The organism is Enterobacter quasiroggenkampii (genome assembly GCF_043972695.1).
GTDB lineage: Bacteria > Pseudomonadota > Gammaproteobacteria > Enterobacterales > Enterobacteriaceae > Enterobacter > Enterobacter quasiroggenkampii.
Map to the genome: position 1 here is coordinate 2,784,098 of NZ_CP143745.1, position 18,909 is coordinate 2,803,006.

Annotated in this window: 16 protein-coding genes; 3 read left to right on the forward strand and 13 right to left on the reverse strand. The window is 56.7% G+C overall.

Features of this window, described 5'->3' with window-relative positions; genetic code table 11:
• Nucleotides 1–13 precede the first annotated feature (13 nt).
• Together V1572_RS13395 and V1572_RS13400 are read right to left on the reverse strand one after the other, a co-directional pair.
• The gene (locus V1572_RS13395) at nt 14–472 is read right to left on the reverse strand and encodes a DMT family transporter (RefSeq protein WP_045910474.1); all 459 of its coding nucleotides are present in this window, start codon (nt 470–472) and stop codon (nt 14–16) included.
• A 3-nt stretch (nt 473–475) separates the two neighbouring features.
• Complete coding sequence (locus tag V1572_RS13400; RefSeq protein ID WP_045910475.1) at nt 476–910, reverse strand: DMT family transporter; 435 nt, start codon at nt 908–910, stop codon at nt 476–478.
• A gap of 95 nt (nt 911–1,005) precedes the next feature.
• Between V1572_RS13400 and V1572_RS13405 the strand changes: the two genes are divergently transcribed.
• Nucleotides 1,006–1,938, forward strand: coding sequence for a LysR family transcriptional regulator (locus V1572_RS13405; protein WP_223540450.1), 933 nt, complete (start codon nt 1,006–1,008; stop codon nt 1,936–1,938).
• A gap of 5 nt (nt 1,939–1,943) precedes the next feature.
• Here V1572_RS13405 and V1572_RS13410 read toward each other — a convergent pair whose 3' ends face one another.
• From V1572_RS13410 to V1572_RS13425, 4 genes are all read right to left on the reverse strand, one after another.
• Complete coding sequence (locus V1572_RS13410; protein WP_048030571.1) at nt 1,944–2,972, reverse strand: methionine synthase; 1,029 nt, start codon at nt 2,970–2,972, stop codon at nt 1,944–1,946.
• A gap of 23 nt (nt 2,973–2,995) precedes the next feature.
• Nucleotides 2,996–3,970, reverse strand: a complete 975-nt coding sequence (locus V1572_RS13415) for a DUF1852 domain-containing protein (RefSeq protein WP_021241378.1) — start codon at nt 3,968–3,970, stop codon at nt 2,996–2,998.
• 213 nt (nt 3,971–4,183) lie between these two features.
• Nucleotides 4,184–4,867 (reverse strand): YrhA family protein, encoded by a 684-nt coding sequence (locus tag V1572_RS13420; RefSeq protein ID WP_223540451.1) that lies wholly within the window; start codon nt 4,865–4,867, stop codon nt 4,184–4,186.
• 10 nt (nt 4,868–4,877) lie between these two features.
• On the reverse strand, nt 4,878–5,993 hold the full coding sequence (locus V1572_RS13425; RefSeq protein WP_395299208.1) for a DUF6883 domain-containing protein: 1,116 nt from the start codon (nt 5,991–5,993) through the stop codon (nt 4,878–4,880).
• A gap of 389 nt (nt 5,994–6,382) precedes the next feature.
• Here V1572_RS13425 and V1572_RS13430 point away from each other — a divergent pair, with 389 nt between their 5' ends.
• Entirely contained in the window at nt 6,383–6,922 is a 540-nt protein-coding gene (locus tag V1572_RS13430; protein ID WP_128302211.1) for a DUF2058 domain-containing protein, read from the forward strand.
• A gap of 7 nt (nt 6,923–6,929) precedes the next feature.
• Here V1572_RS13430 and V1572_RS13435 read toward each other — a convergent pair whose 3' ends face one another.
• Nucleotides 6,930–7,616 carry an RluA family pseudouridine synthase gene (locus V1572_RS13435; RefSeq protein WP_223540453.1) on the reverse strand — a complete coding sequence of 229 codons (687 nt, stop codon included), beginning with the start codon at nt 7,614–7,616 and terminating at the stop codon, nt 6,930–6,932.
• An 89-nt stretch (nt 7,617–7,705) separates the two neighbouring features.
• Nucleotides 7,706–8,311, reverse strand: coding sequence for an FMN-dependent NADH-azoreductase (azoR, locus tag V1572_RS13440; protein ID WP_008502313.1), 606 nt, complete (start codon nt 8,309–8,311; stop codon nt 7,706–7,708).
• A 205-nt stretch (nt 8,312–8,516) separates the two neighbouring features.
• Here azoR and hrpA point away from each other — a divergent pair, with 205 nt between their 5' ends.
• A complete protein-coding gene (gene hrpA, locus V1572_RS13445; protein ID WP_048223098.1) occupies nt 8,517–12,419 on the forward strand; it encodes an ATP-dependent RNA helicase HrpA in 3,903 nt (1,300 codons plus the stop codon).
• A gap of 81 nt (nt 12,420–12,500) precedes the next feature.
• Here the strand turns inward: hrpA and V1572_RS13450 are convergent, their stop codons facing one another.
• From V1572_RS13450 to V1572_RS13470, 5 genes are all read right to left on the reverse strand, one after another.
• Nucleotides 12,501–13,160 carry an O-methyltransferase gene (locus V1572_RS13450; protein ID WP_223540455.1) on the reverse strand — a complete coding sequence of 220 codons (660 nt, stop codon included), beginning with the start codon at nt 13,158–13,160 and terminating at the stop codon, nt 12,501–12,503.
• An 84-nt stretch (nt 13,161–13,244) separates the two neighbouring features.
• On the reverse strand, nt 13,245–14,624 hold the full coding sequence (locus tag V1572_RS13455; RefSeq protein ID WP_395299209.1) for an efflux transporter outer membrane subunit: 1,380 nt from the start codon (nt 14,622–14,624) through the stop codon (nt 13,245–13,247).
• Complete coding sequence (locus V1572_RS13460; protein WP_048223106.1) at nt 14,624–15,703, reverse strand: HlyD family secretion protein; 1,080 nt, start codon at nt 15,701–15,703, stop codon at nt 14,624–14,626. Before V1572_RS13460 ends, V1572_RS13455 begins: the two co-directional genes overlap by 1 nt.
• Before the next feature lie 22 nt (nt 15,704–15,725).
• Entirely contained in the window at nt 15,726–17,378 is a 1,653-nt protein-coding gene (locus V1572_RS13465; RefSeq protein WP_045910485.1) for an MFS transporter, read from the reverse strand.
• 158 nt (nt 17,379–17,536) lie between these two features.
• Nucleotides 17,537–18,856: an MFS transporter gene (locus V1572_RS13470; protein ID WP_090418188.1), complete on the reverse strand. Its 1,320-nt coding sequence runs from the start codon at nt 18,854–18,856 to the stop codon at nt 17,537–17,539.
• Nucleotides 18,857–18,909 lie beyond the last annotated feature (53 nt).

Here is an 18,909-nt window from a genome sequence, read left to right on the forward strand (position 1 = left end):
GAAAGATGCGATCTCATGTCCTGTCGGTGCGGGTTTTACTACCCGAGTAAATAAAGACAAGCGCAATCCCCAGGCAGACTACCGCCCCCAGACGACTCGGCGAGAACGAAATGGCGGGATTACCCAGCCAGCCAAAGTGATCAATCAACATGCTCATGGCGAGCTGGCCAAAGATCACCGCCACCGTGGCGACGGCGGTACCGATGCGCTGCACCGCCACGACCATAATCACAATATAAGGCACGCCAAACATTGCCCCGAGAAGCTGCCATTTCGGCACGTCCAGCAGGCTGACGGCCTGCTTAGGCTCAAAGAAGAAAATCAGCAGGGCGGTCACCAGCGCGCCGACGGAGAAGGTCAGAAACGCGCTTTTAAATACCCCCACGCTGCTGCCGAGCTGGCCGTTAATGGCGGCCTGAATGCTTAGCGTTGCGCCGCCGCAGACGGCCAGAAGAATCATAATCAGTGTCATACGCTACCCCTGTGCGACCAGAACCAGTGCCGCAATAATGAACCCCAGTGCAATAATGCGCTTTGCGTTTATCTTCCTGTGCGGCGAACCCAGCAGACCATAATGATCAATGATCAGGCTTTTAAAGACCTGGCCGGCCAGAATGCCAATCATGGTCATGGCGATGCCGATGGTGGGTGTCGCCACGGTCAGGATGACCACGTATACCGGACCGAGCACGCCGCCGAGCAGCTGCCAGCCGGGCTGTGCGAAAAACGACGGGCTGTTGCGCGGGCTGAAAAACAGCATCAGCAGAAATGTTAGCGCGGCGCCGACGCCAAAAATGCTGAACGTCGCCCATAAATCCCCGACCTTTCCCCCCAGTGGTCCCAGCAGTCCCGCCTCGACGGAGAGGCCCATCCCGCCAGCAATCACCAGTAAAATCAAAACAAACTGCATTCTTCTTCCTCCGTTTTCAGGCGAAGAAGATTACGTGGGTTGTTCAATGAGAAAAATGCCATAATGCAGTAAACACCTTTGCGGGAAATGCATTAATGGTTGACGCCAGCAACATCAACATCCGCGCGCTTCTGATCTTTATCGACGTGTATGAAGCGCAGAACTTCTCCGTCGTGGCGCGGCGGCAGGGGATATCGGCCTCGCAGATATCGCGCGTGATCCACCAGCTTGAGGATGCGCTCGGGCAGCAGCTTTTCTATCGCAATACGCGGGCCGTCATTCCCACGGAAAGCGGTCATCTGTTTATCCGTTACGCCCGGTCAATGGCGGAAAACCTGGAAGAGGCGCGCCGGGAGCTGGACGCGCGTGCGCTGGAACCGTCCGGTGCGATCCGCATTAACGGACCGGTGTTTTTCGGCCAGAAGCATATAGCTCCAGGACTTCCCGGCCTGTCGGAACGCTATCCCCGCCTGAACGTAGAGCTGACGTTGACCGATGATTTTATTGACCCCCACCGGGATGCGGCAGACCTTATCTTCCGCATTGGCGTACTGACGGACTCCTCGTTTCGGGCGCGGGTGTTCGGGCAGCAGGTGTATCATCTGGCCGCGTCGCCAGATTACGTGCGTAGACACGGTGCACCTGAAGGGCCGGACGATCTGAATCGCCATCACTGTCTTGTCTATCGCGGATCGTCAGGGCCTAATCGCTGGCTGTTGCGCAGGGCGGGCGAGGCGTGGATACACTATCCCGTGACGCCATTGATGACCTCGAATAATGCGGAAGCGCTGCTGGCTGCGGCGCGGGGCGGGATGGGGATTGTGCTGTTTCCGGACTGGCTGGTGAGCGAGCCGCTCCAGCGCGGTGAGCTGATTCCGCTCCTGCCCGCGCTGGAGTGTGCCATCAATACGGAACAGCAGGCGATCGCGGCGATCTACCCCGATGCCCGACATCCGCCCCTGAACGTCAGGGCGGTCATTGATTATTACGTCGAGCGTTTTGGTACGCCGCTTTACTGGCAAAGGTAAGGGGATTACGCGCCAAGCTCTTTGCGGATAATCTCAGCGCCCGCGCTTAAGGCTCTCAGCTTGCCGTTGGCCACCTGACGGGAGAGGGGAGCCATGCCGCAGTTGGTTGACGGATACAGCTTGTCTGCGTCAACAAACTGCAGCGCTTTACGCAGCGTATCGGCCACTTCCTCCGGCGTTTCAACCGTGTTGGTTGCTACGTCAATCGCGCCAACCATCACTTTTTTGCCGCGGATCAGCTCAAGCAGATCCATCGGCACGCGAGAGTTGTGGCACTCCAGGGAGATGATGTCGATGTTAGAGGTCTGCAGCTTAGGGAAGGCCTCTTCGTACTGGCGCCACTCGGATCCGAGCGTCTTTTTCCAGTCGGTATTGGCCTTGATGCCGTAGCCGTAGCAGATGTGGACCGCGGTCTCGCACTTAAGCCCTTCAATGGCGCGCTCCAGCGCGGCGATGCCCCAGTCGTTGACCTCATCAAAAAAGACGTTAAACGCCGGTTCATCGAACTGGATAATATCCACGCCTGCGGCCTCTAGCTCTCGCGCTTCCTGATTGAGGATTTTGGCGAATTCCCAGGCCAGCTTTTCTCGGCTTTTATAGTGCGCGTCGTACAGGGTGTCGATCATGGTCATTGGCCCCGGCAGAGCCCATTTGATCGGCTTGTCCGTGAGCTGGCGCAGGTACTTTGCATCGTCGACGAAGACCGGTTTCTGGCGCGCGACGGCGGAGACCACGGTTGGCACGCTCGCGTCATAGCGGTTACGAATGCGCACCGTCTGGCGGTTCTCAAAATCGACGCCGCTCAGGTGTTCAATAAAGGTGGTGACGAAATGCTGGCGGGTCTGTTCCCCGTCGCTGACGATATCGATTCCCGCGCGGATCTGCTCATCCAGAGACAGGCGCAGCGCATCCTGCTTGCCTGCCAGCAGTTCCTGATCCTGCAATTTCCAGGGTGACCAGAGCGTTTCAGGTTGCGCAAGCCAGGTCGGCTTAGGCAGGCTGCCAGCCGTTGAAGTCGGGAGCAATGTTTTCATAATAAAAGACCTTTTTTGATGTATTAAAGCGTGTAGTTATCAGACCACTGCTCAAGAATGTGTTTGTAAGGCTTAATGAAGTACTCTTCGGTAAATCGACCCTGTTCAATCGCCAGACGGCTTCGCTCTTCCCGGTCATACACAATTTTGGTTAAGGAGTGATCCTGTTGGTTCAGATCCGGTCGGTAGCACAGTCCGGCCGCCGAGTTGGCGTTATAAATTTCCGGGCGATAGATCTTCTGGAACGTCTCCATCGTGCTGATGGTGGCGATCAGTTCGAGATCGGTGTAGTCGCTCAGTAAATCCCCGGTAAAGAAGAACGCGAACGGCGCCACGCTGTGTTCCGGCATGAAGTAGCGCACGCTCAGGCCCATCTTCGCGAAGTACTGCTCCGTAAGCGATTCGCCATCCGGCTGGTACTCAACGCCCAGCACGGGGTGCTGGTTACCGGTGCGGCGATAGATATCTTTGCTGGAGACGCTCAGGCAAATCACCGGTCCTTTTGTGAAGTTCTCTTTGTATTCCGGTGAACTCACAAAATGGCGGAAGATATTGCCGTGCAGTTCGCCAAATTTTTCCGGAATGCTGAAGTGCTGCTGGTTCTTGTTGTGCTCCAGCAGCAGGACGCTGAAATCATAATCCCGCACGTAAGACGAGAAGTTATTCCCGACAATGCCAGGGATACGCTGGTTGTTTTTCTTGTCGACAATGGTGGTTTGCAGTATCTCAATGGCCGGGAACGGCTTTTCCGCGCCAATATTCAAATCGACAGAGATGATCTCAAGCTCAACCGCATAGCGATCGGCGTTTGGGTTATCCCAGCGCGCTAAAGCGTTAAAGCGGTTGTTGATCATCACCAGGGTATTGCGCAGGTTCTCCTGACGCTTTTCCCCGCGGGCCAGGTTGGCGAAGTTGGTGGTCGTACGCGTATTTTCTGACGGGTTGTAATTCTCATCGAAGCAACTGCGCTTAAGGGTATATGTGAAAGCTTTGCTCATTGTGGTTATGCATCCTAAGTTCATGTTGCTAAGAAGTTACCAATGCATAATTTATGCCTGAGCCCGCGGCGCAGGGGAAGTGACTTAATTTCAATGCAACATGAGGGAAGTTCATGAACGGACTGCGATGGTTATCTGCTTCGTGATTGTTCGGGCGGCGCTGGGAAGAAATAGGCTGGTTGCAATTACAACCAGCAATGGATGTTGCGGATTTCAGTTCATTGTATCAATCAGCGCGGACAACAATTCGCTGAAGTTAACATGTGATTCAATGGCAAATTCGGTAGATGCCTTATCACGGATCTCGAAACAGTCATCTTTGAAGTTGTAGGCAAACACGGACATAGCATCTTCACCAATGAGTACCTTGTCAGTAAGGTTTGGATCAACATAGATGTCGTTGTCACGTATTTCAACGTTTCGAATGTAGATATTCGACCATACGGGTTCACCGTTTTTCGCCTGCACCAGGCTGTACAGCGTCAAACCGTTATACTCAAACCCATCCATGATTGCGAACATACCAGAGTAGTCCCGCCGGTTAATCATCAGGCGTTGGATATCCTCGTAAACTCTTCTCTTCTGAGCATCCCATTCAGCAGGGGCGGCGTTGCGCATCAAATCTGCTATTACGTCTGGATCTACTGGGTTCGCTACGGGGAAATTATTGTCAACCAGCAATGTTTTAAGGATATTTGGGGTGAAATAACTCTTCAACTGAGCGGGAAGCAAAGCAGGCATTGCTATTGTTCTTCCTTCTTCGTCGCAAAACTCGACAAGATAGGCCAGCGTCGGGGTATTGAACACCATAACAATCGTACCAATAGTCCCCTTTACCAGCCCTTCATTCGGTAAATCCTCTCCTAAAACCACAACGTCTAATTCGGCTCTTTTCATTTGTATTTTCTCATTTAACGAATAGGGTTGTCAGGCGAGGAACTAACGCGTCTGTTTCATACATCCAGCCAGTACGCACGATCGCTGTTTCACCGTTGACACCTAAAATGGGCATTTCGACAGCCATTGTTTGACCGTAACTATTTGCCTGTAACACTTTTGCTGGGGCCAATAATATGCCTTCCTGAATTCTTGCGGCTAAAACATCTGCATTAGTTGGGTTGTATCCCAGCGCTGACTCAAACACTCGGGCTTTGTGTCCTCCAGTAGGATGTGTTGAATCTAAAGCATAAGCCGCGAGTTTTTTCGGGTCGACAACCGCGTGTTCAGCATTTACTAGTGTGCCGCTCTGAGAGGTGAAACCTTTTACATATGGGCTCTCAAGTGCTGGTATTTTACTGAACCCCGATATTTCATCTATTTCGCTTAAAGGATTTAACCTGCCCATTGTTAATCCTGCTGCAACGGAGGCGCTCGCAATGATTAACCCTTTGTTGTTCATGACTTGCTCATAACCTGCTGGAGCATCTCCGCCAAGCTGCAGCGCGGTTTCATGAAACCCTGTAATATTGCCGTTATAAATACCACCCGCGGCGAGCAGACGACCAACAGCTTTATTGTTCAGCGTTTTCTCCGACGGTGCAGTGGTTGGCGCGTAATAATCATAATGCATCCGTTGAGTAGGAGCAGGCTTCCTGCCTTGCCGATCGGCAATAACGTGCCGGTAGGCACTCAGGATTTCGTCCTTATACCATGCATGCCACGATGAGGAAGTAGGGGTGAAAATTAGCTCGCCGTTATTGTCGATATAAAATGGGTTCCGGTCGCTGCTCCAGCGCCTGGAGGTATCCACACCAACAAGCCAACCAATTTTCAGCTCGTGTTTTACTTCGTCATAAATGGGATCTGCGTCGCTGCGATACCTGCGTTCATACGGTCTTTGATGTGGGGATACGCTATATTTTTTCTTGGGGAGACCAAAAGTAAGACTGTGACCGTTCGCTTCATAAGAGAGATCGTAATAAATACATGCCTCTCTCAGCGAGCCCGCAGGCGTCAGAATATATTGAAAATCTTCAGGGTCTAATCGCCGTGTTATTTCATGTGACCTGTAGAGTCGAAACATCTGAAATCCTTATCCTTTATTTTTGTGTGGATTCTCCGCCTCGACAGTTTAAAAATCAACCGATGAACACAGTGAATATTCAACAATTCAGTGCTGATCATGAATAGAAGCAGACAAAAAATGTAAATTACAGTCTCCTGAAATGCGCTATGAATATGCCAACGCCTGTAGTGGGTACAGATATAAACCTCACATCATATTTATGAACGGCTCATTTTTTAAGAAAATGACCTGGTGATTTTTAACCACTATTCACGCATTACCATTCGTAGAAGCTGCATGAAGAATGAACCAGACTCCGGCAGCAAAACGCCATGCCTACTGCTCTGGCACACGCTCTGCAATTCCCGCTATAATCCCCAAAATTTCCAACCGGTTTAGAAACAATCATGACAAAACTCACCTTACAAGAGCAGATGCTGAAAGCGGGCCTCGTCAGCAGCAAGAAAGCGGCGAAAGTGCAGCGTACGGCAAAGAAATCACGCGTTCAGGCGCGTGAGGCTCGGGAAGCGGTAGAAGAGAACAAGAAGGCGCAGATCGAGCGTGATAAGCTGCTGAGCGAGCAGCAGAAGCAGGCCGTGCTGGCGAAAGAGTTTAAGGCGCAGGTGAAGCAGCTGATTGAGATGAACCGCATCACCGTGGCGAAAGGCAACATCAGCTTTAACTTTACCGACGGTACGCTGATTAAAAAGATTGAAGTCGATAAGCAAACGCAGACCCAGCTGATCAACGGCCGTCTGGCGATTGCTCGCCTGGTGCTCAATGCTAACGGTGACTGCGACTACGCGATCATTCCGGCAGTGGTGGCCGATAAAATTGCCCAGCGCGATGCCGACAGCATCGTGTTAAATAGCGCGCTCAGCCAGGAAGAGCAGGACGAAGACGATCCGTACGCGGACTTCAAAATCCCTGACGATTTGATGTGGTAAACCGCGTTCAGAACGGGGCGGCGTGACGGGCGTTAACCGGCTCGCCGCTCACGGGATGAATAAAATTCAGCTCGCAGGCATGCAGCATCAGCCGGGGCGCTTCCTCAGCACCCGGCACGTCAAGACCGCCATACAGATCGCACCCCAGAATCGAGTGCCCCAGTTGCTGGCAGTGAATACGCAGCTGATGGGTTCGCCCGGTCTCCGGGATCAGTTTCACCCGTGTTAACGGTAATCCCGCCCCCTGATAAAACCGTTCCACAACCTGGTAGCGGGAGCGGGCGGGTTTCCCGGTAATGGCGCAGATCGACATCAGCGGGAACAGCGCCGGGTCTTTGGCAATCGGCGCATCAATGACCCCTTCATCATTTTCCACGTGGCCGCAAAGCAGGGCGCAGTAGACTTTCTCCACGTTGCGCTGGCTAAACTGCTGGCACAGTGCCGCGTTGATGGCCTTATTGCGCGCAACCACCATCAGCCCGGACGTACCAAAATCCAGACGGTGCACCAGCGTGCAGCCCGGGAACGTCTGGACCAGACGATAATGGACGGAATCAAGGTTTTGCGGATTTTTGCCCGAGAGGCTGAGCAGGCCGGAAGGCTTGTCGATCAGCAGCAGATGTTCATCCTGCCAGAGGATCTGAATGTCATCGTGACACGGTGGGGCAATAAAAGAATCAATAATCGCAGACATCAGGCCGCCCGGCTGGAGAGTGGGAGCGGATGATAACGAAATGCGGGGAAAAGAAAAACCCTCCCACCGGACGGTGAGAGGGTGAAGTCTTACGCTGCAACCAGGCTGTCGATGGCGGCTTTCGCGTCGGTCTGCGCTTTGGTCGCCACTTCTGGACCGTAAGCGATACCTTCCGCGAACACGAAGTTCACGTCAGTGATGCCGATGAAGCCCAGGAACAGGCTCAGGTACGGTGCAACCAGGTCGGTTGGGGTGTCTTTATGGATACCGCCACGGCTGGTCAGTACGATCGCACGCTTGCCTTTCACCAGACCTTCCGGGCCGTTCTCGGTGTAACGGAAGGTTACGCCAGCGCGCGCCACCAGGTCGAAGTAGTTCTTCAGCTGGGTTGGGATGTTGAAGTTGTACATTGGGGCGTTGATGACGATGACGTCATGCGCCTGCAGCTCAGCAATCAGCTCGTCGGACAGAGCCAGCGCTTCCTGCTGGCGTGGAGACAGCGGTGCATCGCTTGGGCGCAGCGCGCCAACCAGCTCGCCATCCAGCACAGGAATTGGGTTTGCAGCCAGGTCACGCACGGTGATTTCGTCGGCAGAATGCTGTTCACGCCACTGTTCAACGAAGTAATCAGACAGCTGACCAGACTGAGAGTACCCTGCCAGAATACTGGATTTCAAAACTAATACTTTGCTCATGGGTGATTCCTGTTGTTGCATTTGATTGAAGGGGGTTGCCCCGTTGCTTGTTGACACTCTATTCACAATCCTGCCACAGAGATAGCGCAATATATCGAAGCCTATGTTCGAATTTTTTGAATAAGGCGCGAAAGGCGTCAGTGTGGTACTCTATAGCAATCATTAAAAAGAGAGTTTATCAGGGCGTGTACTGCCCTTTAACGCTATGACAGAACAACAAAAATTCACCTTCCCGATGCTCCTGCAACAGCTCGATTCTCTGACGCTGCGCGACAAACAGCGCTTCGCCCGCCGTCTGCACGGCGTCAAGAAGGTTAAAAATCCTGATGCACAACAGGCCATTTACCAGGAGATGGCGAAAGAGATTGAACAGGCAGCAGGGAAGGTTGTGCTGCGCGAAGCTGCGCGCCCGGCGATTACCTACCCGGAAAACCTGCCCGTCAGCCAGAAGAAACAGGACATTCTTGAGGCCGTCCGTGACCACCAGGTGGTGATTGTCGCGGGTGAAACCGGTTCGGGGAAAACCACCCAGCTGCCGAAAATCTGTATGGAGCTGGGCCGCGGGATCAAAGGCCTGATTGGCCACACCCAGCCGCGTCGTCTGGCGGCGCGCACCGTTGCCAACCGTATTGCCGAAGAGCTGCAGACGGAGCCGGGCGGCTGCATCGGCTACAAGGTCCGTTTCAGCGATCACGTTAGCGACAACACCATGGTCAAACTGATGACCGACGGTATTCTGCTGGCGGAAATCCAGCAGGATCGCCTGCTGATGCAGTATGACACCATCATCATTGATGAAGCGCACGAGCGCAGCCTGAACATCGACTTCCTGCTCGGCTACCTGAAAGAACTGCTGCCGCGTCGCCCGGATCTGAAAGTGATCATCACCTCCGCGACCATCGATCCGGAGCGCTTCTCGAAGCACTTCAACAATGCGCCGATTATCGAGGTGTCAGGTCGCACGTATCCCGTGGAAGTGCGCTATCGCCCGATTGTGGAAGAGGCGGATGATACCGAGCGCGACCAGCTGCAGGCCATCTTCGATGCCGTTGACGAGCTGGGTAACGAAAGCGCGGGCGACATTCTGATCTTCATGAGCGGCGAACGCGAAATCCGCGATACCGCCGATGCGCTCAGCAAGCGCGACCTGCGCCACACCGAGATCCTGCCGCTGTATGCCCGCCTGTCCAACAGCGAGCAGAACCGCGTCTTCCAGCCGCACAGCGGACGCCGCATCGTCCTGGCGACCAACGTGGCGGAAACCTCGCTGACCGTGCCGGGCATTAAATACGTGATCGATCCGGGTACGGCGCGCATCAGCCGCTACAGCTACCGTACCAAGGTTCAGCGGCTGCCGATTGAGCCCGTTTCGCAGGCGTCTGCTAACCAGCGTAAGGGCCGCTGTGGCCGCGTGTCGGAAGGGATCTGTATTCGTCTCTATTCCGAAGACGATTTCCTGTCGCGCCCGGAGTTTACCGACCCGGAAATTCTGCGCACCAACCTGGCGTCCGTTATCCTGCAGATGACCGCCCTGGGGCTGGGCGACATCGCGGCGTTTCCGTTCGTCGAAGCGCCGGACAAACGCAACATTCAGGACGGCGTGCGTCTGCTGGAAGAGCTCGGGGCGATCACCACCGACGAGCAGGCGACGGTCTACAAACTGACGCCGCTGGGTCGCCAGCTCAGCCAGCTGCCGGTCGACCCGCGTCTGGCACGCATGGTGCTGGAAGCGCAAAAGCACGGCTGCGTGCGCGAGGCGATGATCATTACCTCGGCGCTCTCCATTCAGGATCCGCGCGAGCGTCCAATGGACAAACAGCAGGCGTCGGACGAAAAGCACCGCCGCTTCCACGATAAAGAGTCCGATTTCCTCGCCTTTGTGAACCTGTGGAACTACCTCGGCGAGCAGCAGAAGGCGCTCTCCTCGAATCAGTTCCGCCGTCAGTGCCGCGTAGATTTCCTCAACTATCTGCGCGTGCGCGAGTGGCAGGATATCTACACCCAGCTGCGCCAGGTGGTGAAAGAGCTGGGCATTCCGGTCAACAGCGAACCGGCGGAGTACCGCGAAATCCATATCGCGCTGCTGACCGGCCTGCTGTCCCACATAGGGATGAAGGATGCCGAGAAGCAGGAGTATACCGGCGCGCGTAACGCCCGTTTCTCCATCTTCCCCGGTTCCGGCCTGTTCAAGAAGCCGCCAAAGTGGACCATGGTCGCGGAGCTGGTGGAAACCAGCCGCCTGTGGGGACGCATTGCCGCGCGTATCGATCCGGAATGGGTGGAGCCGGTGGCGCAGCATCTGCTTAAGCGCTCGTACAGTGAACCGCACTGGGAGCGCGCGCAGGGCGCGGTGATGGCGACCGAAAAAGTGACCGTTTACGGCCTGCCGGTCGTCGCCGCGCGTAAGGTCAACTACAGTCAGATCGATCCTGCCCTGTGCCGCGAGCTGTTTATCCGCCACGCGCTGGTGGAGGGCGACTGGCAGACGCGGCACGCCTTCTTCCGTGAAAACCTGAAGCTGCGTGCTGAAGTGGAAGAGCTGGAGCATAAATCGCGCCGCCGCGACATTCTGGTGGATGATGAAGCGCTGTTCGAGTTTTATGACCAGCGCATCAGCCACGACGTCATCTCCGCTCGCCATTTCGACAGCTGGTGGAAGAAGGCCAGCAAAGAGACGCCGGACCTGCTCAACTTTGAAAAGAGCATGCTGATTAAAGAAGGCGCGGAGTCGGTCAGCAAACTCGACTACCCGAACTTCTGGCATCAGGGCAACCTCAAGCTGCGTCTGACCTATCAGTTTGAGCCGGGGGCAGACGCGGACGGCGTGACCGTCCACATTCCGCTGCCGCTGTTAAACCAGGTGGATGAGAGCGGGTTCGAGTGGCAAATCCCCGGCCTGCGTCGCGAGCTGGTGATTGCGCTGATCAAATCCCTGCCGAAACCGGTTCGCCGCAACTTTGTGCCTGCGCCAAACTACGCGGAAGCGTTTTTGGGCCGCGTCACACCGCTGGAGCTGCCGCTGCTGGACGCGCTGGAGCGTGAGTTCCGCCGAATGACCGGAACGACCATCGACCGCGACGACTGGAACTGGGATCAGGTGCCCGATCACCTGAAAATCAGCTTCCGCGTGGTGGACGATAAAAATAAAAAGCTGCTGGAAGGGCGTTCCCTGAGCGAGCTGAAAGAGGCGCTGAAAGGCAAAGTCCAGGAGACGCTGTCTGCGGTGGCCGACGACGGCATCGAGCAGAGCGGGCTGCACATCTGGAGCTTTGGCCAGCTTCCGGAAAGCTACGAGCAGAAGCGCGGCAACTATAAGGTGAAAGCCTGGCCTGCGCTGGTGGACGAGCGCGACAGCGTGGCGATCAAACTGTTTGATAACCCGCAGGAACAGCAGCAGATGATGTGGCGCGGGCTGCGTCGCCTGCTGCTGCTCAACATCCCGTCGCCGATCAAGTATCTGCATGAGAAGCTGCCGAACAAGGCCAAGCTGGGGCTCTACTTTAACCCGTACGGCAAAGTGCTGGATCTGATTGACGACTGCATCTCCTGCGGCGTGGACAAACTGATCCACGAGGCGGGCGGCCCGGTCTGGACGGAAGAGGGCTTTGCCCAGCTGCATGAAAAGGTGCGCGCGGAGCTGAACGACACCGTGGTGGAGATTGCCAAACAGGTCGAGCAGATCCTCACCACCGTGTTCAATATCAACAAGCGTCTGAAAGGGCGCGTGGATATGACCATGGCGCTGGGGCTGTCTGACGTGAAGGCGCAGATGGCGGGGCTGGTTTACCGCGGCTTTGTCACCGGCAACGGATTCAATCGTCTTGGCGATACGCTGCGCTATCTGCAGGCGATTGAAAAACGGCTGGAGAAAATGGCTATCGACCCGCACCGCGACCGTGCGCAGATGCTGAAAGTGGAGAGCGTGCAGCAGGCGTGGCAGCAGTGGCTGAACAAGCTGCCGCCAGCGCGCCGCGACGATGAAGACGTGCAGGCGATCCGCTGGATGATCGAGGAGCTGCGCGTCAGCTTCTTTGCCCAGCAGCTCGGTACGCCGTATCCGATTTCGGATAAGCGTATCCTGCAGGCGATGGAGCAGATTTCCGGTTAAACCCTTGCCCGGTGTCGCTGCGCTTACCGGGCCTACGGGAGAACGGGTAGGCCGGGTAAGGCGTAGCCGCCACCCGGCTGGTTATCGTTCTACAATCGCCAGCGTAAACCCATCCCAACCCTTAATCCCCACCGTTTGCAGCGCGGTGGCGGTTAAGCGCGGGTTATCCCCCATCATCTCAATAAAACGCCGCACGCCCAGCACGCGCGCGTCGTCGCTTTCCCCGTTGATTACCTCGCCGTCACGCACCACGTTATCGCCGATAATTACCGTGCCGGGGCGGGAGTAGTGCAGCGCCCATTCCAGATAGCCGGGATTGTTTGGCTTATCGGCATCAATAAAGATCAGGTCGAACGGCGGAACCTCACCGAAATTCTCCAGCGAGCTCAGGGCCGGGCCTTCAATTAATTCAATACGTTCGTCTAGCCCCGCGAGGTGAATATTCTGGCGGGCAACCCCGGCATGCGTCGGATCGGCCTCAAGCGTAATCAGCTTACCGTCCGGCGGCAGCGCACGCGCCATCCAGATTGAGCTGTAGGCACCCAGCGTCCCAATCTCAAGAATGCGTCTTGCCTGCGTCATGCGCACGAACAGCGCCAGCAGCTGCCCCTGATTGGCCGCGACATCGTGTTCGGGTAGTCCGGCGCGTTTGTTGTTTTCCAGCACCTGATGCAGTACGTCATCGTCAGGAATCAGCGAAGAAATCATGAAATTATCAACTGCAGACCACTGTTGTTGCATAGATTGTCTCCTGAGGGGGAATCGCCGGGTGGCGGCTGCGCCTTACCCGGCCTACGTGACGAAATCCAGGCCCGTTAAGCGCCTTCAGACATTGACCCAGCCGCCGCCCAGCGCTTTATACAAATCAATCTGCGCCAGCAGCAGGTTATTTTTCACCTGCACGACGCTGGTCTGGACCGAGAACAGCGTGCGCTGCGCGTCCAGCACGTCAAGATAGGAGGAATAACCGTTGCGATAGCGATTCTGCGCAATGCGCAGCGTCTCCTGCGCCACATCCTGCTGGGCAAGCAGCTCCGTCAGCTGTTCCTGATAGCGACTTATCGCATCAAGGTTGTTGTTCACTTCGGCAAACGCGTTACGCACGGTTTTTTCATAGGCGTACAACGCCTGGTTACGCTGGGACTGGGAAATGTCCACCTGCGCATTCAGCGCCTGGCGGTTCAGCAGCGGGGCGAGAATACTGCCCCCGACGCTCCAGAGCTGAAGCGGGTTGTCCAGCAGGCCGGATAGGGTGCGATCCTGAACCGATCCGCTGGCGGTCAGGTTGATCGACGGCAGCAGGCTGGCGCGCGACGCCGCGAGCGAGGCATCCGCCGCCACCAGCTGGCGTTCGGCCTGGACGATATCCGGGCGGCGGTTCAGGAGCGCAGAAGGCAGCTGCGACGGCAGCGTCAGCGGCGTCAGTGCCGCGAAGCTTGCGCTGCGCGCCACGTCGCCGGGGTTGCTTCCCAGCAGCAGGCTCAGGGCATTCTCCTGCTGTGCAATCTGGTGCTGCAGCACGGGCACCTGCGCCCGTGTTGAGCGAAGCTCGGAATCCGACTGCATCAGCTCCAGACGCGAGCTGTAGCCCGTCTCAAACTGACGTTTCGCGAGGTTAAATGCCTCCTCGCGCGATTTCAGCGTGGATTCGGTCACCCGCAGCTGCTCGTCAAGCGAGAGCAGGGTGACATACCCGGATGCCACAGACGAGGCGACGGTCAAATCCGCGGCCGCGGCCGCGGATTTTTGCGCCGCCAGCGAGGCTTCGGCAGCGCGCGAGGTGCTGCGGTTGACGCCCCAGATATCCACGTCATAGCTCGCCGTCAGGCTCCCTTTGTACAATGTGCCGTAAACCGGCAGCCCGGTCGCGGCGGATTGTGAACGGGCGCGCGTCCCCGTTACGCCTACGTCGAGGGAGGGAAACAGGCTGCCGTCGGCCGCATAGACCCGCGCCTGATACTCGTTTATCCGTTCGCGGGCGATCAGCACGTCGCTGTTATGCTGTAGCGCCTGGTCCACATAGCGGTTGAGATGGTTGTCATGGAAATTACGCCACCAGAGCTGCTCCGTCGGGCTGGCAGGGCCGGAGACGGTGCGCCACTGGGTGGGGATGTGCAGCGTCGGCTGCGCCGGTTTGACGTCAACGGACTGGCATCCGGCCAGCATGACCGCCGCCACCAGCGCGGCTATCGGGCGAAGGATCATTACTTCGCCTCCCGCGTATCAATGGTCACCTGTACCGACATACCCGGACGCAGCAGCGCGGAATCTTCTGGCTTACCGAGTACCTCAATGCGCACCGGAATACGCTGGGCTATTTTGACAAAGTTGCCGGTGGCGTTGTCCGGCGTGATGGCGCTGAACTCCACGCCGGTTGCCGGGGAGATGCTCTCCACGCGGCCCTGATACGCTTTGTTGTTCAGGGCATCAACGGTGAATTTCACCGGCTGACCGACGCGCAGCTCCGCGAGCTGGGTCTCTTTAATATTGGCAATGACCCAGTGCTGCGGCGGCACCAGGGTGGTGAGGTGCGTCCCGGCGGTCACGTAGGCCCCGAGACGCACGGCGATCTGGCCGAGCTGACCGTCACGCGGTGCCACAATGCGGGTGTTTTGCAGGTCAATCTGTGCCAGCTCCAGAGCGGCTTTGGCGTTTTCAACATCCGCCTCCAGCGCACCGCGATTGACAATCACCGTCTGCAGATCCTGACGCGACATCTCAAGCGCGGCTTTCGCCTGGTCAATGTCGGCACTGCCCTGAGCGGCACTGGCCAGCGCCGCGTCGCGTTCGCGAATGGAAAGCGAGCCGTCAGACGTCAGCTCTTTCACCCGCTTTAAATCCGCCTGGCTTTTCAGGCTCTGCGCGCGGGCATTTTTCAGCGCGGCGTCATTTTTGGCGATCGTTGCTTCGGCGCTTTTACGCTGCTGCAGGTTGTTATTCAGGGCGGCAATTTTCATCGCCAGCTGCGCCTCGGCCTGGTGCACGCGCTGACGGTAGATACGGTCATCAATCTGCAGCAGCAGGTCACCTTTTTTGACCTGCACAAAGTCCTGAACCTTCACCTCGGTGATATAGCCGTTCACCTGCGGGCTGATAAACGTCGTCTGGCCGCGCACGTAGGCGTTATCGGTAAACTGCGCGTGACGGGTGAACGGCGGCAGTTGCCACGCATAAAGGATCACCAGTACGCCGACGATACCGATGGCTGCGGCGGTGAAAACGGAAACAATGCGCACATTTTTGCGGGTGTTGGCCTGCTCTTTGGCGGCATCCTGCTGACTCATAAACTCTCCAGAACTCTTTCAATTATTTGTTGCCGGTGGCGTTCTTCAGCGCCAGACGGGCAGTGATGCGCAGGCGCAGCAAGCGCCATAAAATCCAGACCAGCGTGGCGGCAGCGATGCTCGCCGTCAGCAGATAAGTATCGTTGTAGGCCAGAATATTCGCCTCCAGCGCGGTCACCGTTTGCAGCTGCGTTATCGCCTGGGTGCCCAGCAGCGCGCTGTCGCCAATCAGGCTTTTGTACATTTGGGTATAAAGCTGAATTCGCTCGTTGACCAGCGGGTTGAGCGTGGTGAGCTGGTCCGCCAGCAGGCTGGAGTGGTACTTCTCGCGCCAGGTCTGGAAGGTGCCGAGGATCGCGGAGCCCAGCAGGCCACCGAGGTTCTGGCTCATGCCAAACATCACCGAGAAGCTGACCAGGTTACGCGGGTCGGCGATCACCCCGCCAATGGCGGCCAGCATAGCGGGCGCCAGGAAGAAGGCGCTGCCGAAGCCCAGCAGGAACTGGCTTACCATCAGCTGATCCGGACGGGTCAGGTTGTTGGACTGGCTGTCCAGCAGCGAGGCAACAATCATCAGCGCCAGAGACGTGATGATTGGCCACGCCAGTTTCGTTGGCTTGATGGTGAGACAGCTGGTGACAATCCCGCAGACGATCCCGGCGAAAATAGACCACGCCAGGTGCGTCATCTGCTCGTTCTGTAAGCCCACGTACTGCAGCCAGCCGATGACGCCGGTGTTTTGCTCGGCCAGCACGATACGGATCAGCAGCATAATCAGCCCCAGACGGACGATGCTGCCGCTCGACAGCCAGCGGGTGTTCAGCAGCGGGTTGCTGCGGTTATGTTCAAAGACGATGGCTGCGACAATCAGCACCAGCGATAGGGCCAGCGACCAGCCGATCCAAGGCGCTTCGAACCACCAGTCAAGGCGGCCTAAAGAGAGCACGGCGCAGAGGAGGGCCATCCCGGGGGCCATTAAAAAGAAGGTGATAAAGTCTTTTTTCTCGAAGACCTTGCGCCGGTCGCCCGGCGGCAGTTTTAAGGCGATTACGCAGGCCAGGGAGATCAGCGCCAGCCCCAGTTCGAAGAAATAGAGCCCGCGCCACTCGTCCAGCTGCAGCAGCTCGGTCGAAAACAGGCGGGCCAGCGGGATGGCGAGCGACGATCCGGTGATGCCGATGGTCAGCGCCTTCAGGCGGTGCTTCGCAGGCCAGGCCTGGATTTGATAGTAAATCCCCAGTGAGCTGAGCGCGGCGGCCACCATGCCGTGCGCGGCGCGAACCATCAGCGCCGAGCTGAGATCGTTTACGAAAAGATGGAAGAAGGTGACCAGCACGTACAGCACCAGAAAACCTTCCGTAAAGGCGCGCAAACCGTACTGCTGGCGGAATTTCACCAGCAGCAGGTTGATGGAGATGTTGGTCATCACATAGACCGCGGGCAGCCAGGCGATTTCGGTGGACCAGGCCCCGAAAGTCCCCTGCAAATTTTGCAGGTTGGCGGTCACCACCGCATTCCCCAGCGCCCCCGTCAGGCAGACCAGCAGGCCCACGACGCCGTAGGCAATGCGTTTTGGCGTACTGTGTTCGGGCGTGGAGGGCGAACCCAGCAGGGCGGGTTTCTCATGTGGCTGCCACTCGCGAGGAGCATAAGGGTCGCGTTCGGGCAGGCGCATAACGTCGTTTACCTTAGAAATGATTGAATAATTAGCGGGCTAGCGATTCTACGACTCCCGCAAATGATAATTCAAGTGAATATGATTTACGCATGTTAATCAAATGGTGAAGGGAAATTTAAGGAAAAAGAGCGGCCCGCAGGACGGGCCGGGAAGGGTCAGAGACGTTCGGGCTGCGCCTGGATGAGAGTGGCGCGCTTAACGCGGCTGGCGCAGAAAATCGCGATTAAAGAAATGGTCACCGTGACGGCAAGATACCAGGCCACCGGCACCCAGTCGCCGTCGTATTTTGCCAGCAGTCCGGTCGCAATCAGCGGCGCGGTACCGCCTGCCAGCGCGGCACCCAGCTGATAGCCTAGAGTAATGCCGGTGTAGCGCACGTTTGCACTAAAGATTTCAGAGCACAGCGTGCCCAGTACCGCGGTGACAGGGGCCCACAGCACGCCAAAGGCGATGATCGTCGCGAGCACGATACCCCATGTGGTGCCGGTATTGAGCAGCATAAACCACGGTACGATAAACAGGCCCAGCACGAAGACGCTGATCGCGTACATGCGCTGACGGCCTACCTTATCGGAGAGCAGCCCCATTAGCGGGATCATAATGGTCGCCACCAGCGCACCCAGCGTCACGGCTTCCAGCGCCTGCGATTTCTGATACGTCAGCGTGCTGGTGGCATAGCTCACCACGAAGGTCGAGAAGATGTAGAAGGGGGCGGTTTCAACCACCTTCAGACCGGCGGCAATCAACACTTCACGCCAGTGATGCTTCAGCGTATCGCGCAGCGGGGCCTTAGCCACCTGACCGGACGCTTTGACTCGCTTAAAATCGGGCGTTTCATCAATATCTTTGCGGATCCACAGGCCGAGCAACACCAGAACCGAGCTTAGCAGGAACGGGATGCGCCAGCCCCAGGAGAGGAAATCCGCCTCGCTGAACAGGGTCATCAGCGAAACGATAAAAGTTGCCATCAGCATACCGATGGTGACGCCCGCCTGCGGAATACTGCCGAAGAAGCCTTTACGTTTTTCTGGCGCATATTCATAGGCCAGCAGTAGCGCGCCGCCCCATTCACCGCCAATGCCCATCCCCTGAATGATACGCATCAGGATCAGCAGAGCGGGCGCCCACAGGCCAATCATCTCATACGTGGGCAGCAGGCCAATCATGACGGTTGCACCTCCCATCAAAGAGAGGGTCAACACGAGGGTTTTTTTACGTCCGATGCGGTCGCCAATGTGGGCGAAAAGTACCCCACCAATGGGGCGAATAAAGAAGGTTAAGGAGAAAGAGAGATAAGAGAGAATGAGTCCGATCACCGGATCGACCATCGGGAAAAAGATCTTATTGAAGACCAGCGCGGCCGCCGTACCGTAGAGAAAATAGTCAAACCATTCAATGGCGCTCCCGGTAAGGCTGGCGATTAACACCTTTTTATTTTTTCGTAATACCGTCGTCGTACTTTCATGTTCTGTCATGACCAGAAACCCCGCCACGTTGATGATGAGAGAGGTGTCACCTGGCGCGCTTC